The sequence below is a fragment of the Streptococcus parasanguinis genome (genome assembly GCF_001578955.1).
In the GTDB taxonomy this organism is placed as follows: domain Bacteria; phylum Bacillota; class Bacilli; order Lactobacillales; family Streptococcaceae; genus Streptococcus; species Streptococcus parasanguinis_U.
In genome coordinates this window covers 15,545-17,951 of record NZ_KQ969690.1, presented here as the reverse complement: position 1 = coordinate 17,951, position 2,407 = coordinate 15,545, and the positions used below count along the sequence as shown (strand labels likewise).

Below are 2,407 nucleotides of genomic sequence, written 5' to 3'. Positions count from 1 at the left end.
CGGAGGTGGGACGACGAAATCGAATTCTAACGAATTACCGATTTCTGTCCCACTCTCAAACACTGTTTCCGTACATCATAAACTTCTTGCCTTACGTGAATGTGGACAGAGAAAATTTACGTCAGACTGTTGATTCTTCCCCCCTCACTGGCACCCGACCCCAGATCTGCTCTGGCAATTGGGGATGGCCTAGTTGATACACCTGATCGGCTTGCTGGGTCAAACTGTCCCAAGGTTCCTTACCGATTCGGGTCACCAAGTCCACTTGACCTTTTAGTGATTTGAGGTGAGCTTGTCCCTTTGCGGAAAATCCTAAGACATGAATGGCATCGGGAAGAGATTGATCCATCGCCCCTACCAAGATGTAGGTCAAGATGCGGCGCACACGCGCCTTGGTATAGCGCTTGGTTGCGACTTTCTCCACCAGGTCTTCCACAGAACTAGCACTTCGAACCGCATCCTTTATCCGATTGGCCAGTTCCTCATTGACCTGAAAAATCTGTGTCAAATCCGGACGGGTTAGGATTTGATAACGGAGCAGTTGGTCATAATTCTCCCAAGATACCTGTGGAGCCGACTGAAAGAGTTGGCTATTGGGCATGAATCTAGCAACAAAGTCCTGATCTTCCTTGTGTAGGCGTAGACTAGTCGCAGAAGCATAGGCCACCTCTTTTTCTTCTGAATGGTAGCCCGCACCCTGGCGCTGGACGGGCTTAAGCACAATCCCCTTCCCAGCACAAGCCTTGGCATAAGCCAGCCCTAGAATATGATTGGGAGTATCCCCTGTGAACTCCACTCCAGCAAAGGTTTCCCACATTTTTTGCGTTTTCTGTGGATAGGATAAATCGCCTGAAAGACTTCGCAGGAAAGCTTCCATTTCCGCTTCTTTCTCCGAATAAACAGTCGCAATCGCTTGGTAATCCAAGACCTCTTCTGTCCCAAAAGTCAATTGGTCGATTCCTAGACGGGATAAGATTTCTACCGCTCCCTTGGCAAAATGATCAGCCGACTGAACAGCCACGAGAAAGGGGAGCTCGACCACCAGGTCCGCTCCATTTTCCAAAGCCATCTGCGCCCGTGTCCACTTATCTACAATGGCAGGCTCGCCACGTTGAACAAAATTCCCAGACATGGCCACAATCTTCAGCCCTTCTGCCTGTTTGAGCAGGTACTTGTGACCATTGTGAAAGGGATTAAATTCTGCAATAATACCTGTAACTATCATGATGTCCTACTTCTGCGCTACGAAGAACCAACGTTTGCTGGTCTTTGTTGGCTCCTTATCTTCAAAGTCTGCGAACAATTTGAAAGATTTAAAGCCAGCCTGCTCCAATAAGATGTCATAGGTTAAAACTTCATAGGTACGCTCCTCATGAACTTCATCGTGCCGACTAAAGCTGCCATCCTCTTCTTGGACAAAGAAGGTCAGCTCATGGACGATCGAGTGAGGGGCCACATCCTCATAGGTATCCCAGAGCATGGCAAAGTCTTCTGCGTTTTCGTGGTAAGAATAGCCTGGAAACACCTCATCCGTCTGGTAGGTTGAGTGGACATCAAAGATAAAAACCCCATCTTCATTAAGGGCATTGTAGACTTCTTTGAAGACATCCCCTACTTCTACCTCGTCCTGCATATAACAGATAGAATCGGAATAGCAGGTTACAAAGTCATAAGTGCCTGCTTGTGACAGGTCCAGCATATTGCCCTCGATAAAATCAATCTTTTGCTTGGCTGAAGCAGCTCTTTTTTCAGCAATTTTCAGCATGTCAGCACTCAGGTCTAATCCTGTCACATCAAACCCAGCTTGGGAAAAGCGAACAGATTGAATCCCTGTCCCACAAGCCAATTCCAGTAATTTTTTCCGATCCTTGCTTTTAGGGAGATGGCGGAGAGAAAAATCCGTCCACAAATCATACAGACTGTCATCCATGACCGCATCATAGACCGCCGCAAACGTTTCATAAGTCGCCATATTCATGATACCAAGTCCGCCCGTAATCCGATAGAAAATTAGGGGAGTGAGACAGAACGAGTTTTCAAAAAAATTCGTTCGTTGTCTCACCCCCGCAAGGCTGATTAGGTACTCTTCCGAGCTTAAAAAGCGAATGAAGAGTCCAATCAGCTACTGCGTCAAACAATAAATTTTAAAGTTAACAATTTGACATAGCCCTATCTATTTTCCGAGGATTACAGGACGGGTTCAAATCCTTTCTAAGATACAAAGAGCGTTAAAAGCATAGAGAAAATAGGAAACTTTCTGGCGTATCGTCAGATACAAAGGAAGTTTATCTTTTTCTCAAAGCTTTTAGCTCGTGTTCAGTTAGAAACCTAACCAAACACAAGGCCCCATCCTTTCTTTCCGTAGAATTTTCAATTTAACCAACAAAACTCAGTTGCTACCAACTGA

2 protein-coding genes are annotated in these 2,407 nt (G+C 45.9%); both read right to left on the bottom strand.

Annotation, left to right across the window (positions count from 1 at the left end):
• Window positions 1-121: 121 nt before the first annotated feature.
• Entirely contained in the window at window positions 122-1,225 is a 1,104-nt protein-coding gene (locus tag SPADD19_RS03865) for a nucleotidyltransferase (RefSeq protein WP_061455282.1), read from the bottom strand.
• 6 nt (window positions 1,226-1,231) lie between these two features.
• Window positions 1,232-1,972, bottom strand: a complete 741-nt coding sequence (locus SPADD19_RS03860) for a class I SAM-dependent DNA methyltransferase (protein WP_061455281.1) — start codon at window positions 1,970-1,972, stop codon at window positions 1,232-1,234.
• Window positions 1,973-2,407: the final 435 nt, after the last annotated feature.

Bases quoted from the DNA above. Each gene is read 5' to 3' on its own strand.
- SPADD19_RS03865 (WP_061455282.1), bottom strand. From the start codon at position 1,225: ATGATAGTTACAGGTATTATTGCAGAATTTAATCCCTTTCACAATGGT.
- SPADD19_RS03860 (WP_061455281.1), bottom strand. From the start codon at position 1,972: ATGGCGACTTATGAAACGTTTGCGGCGGTCTATGATGCGGTCATGGAT.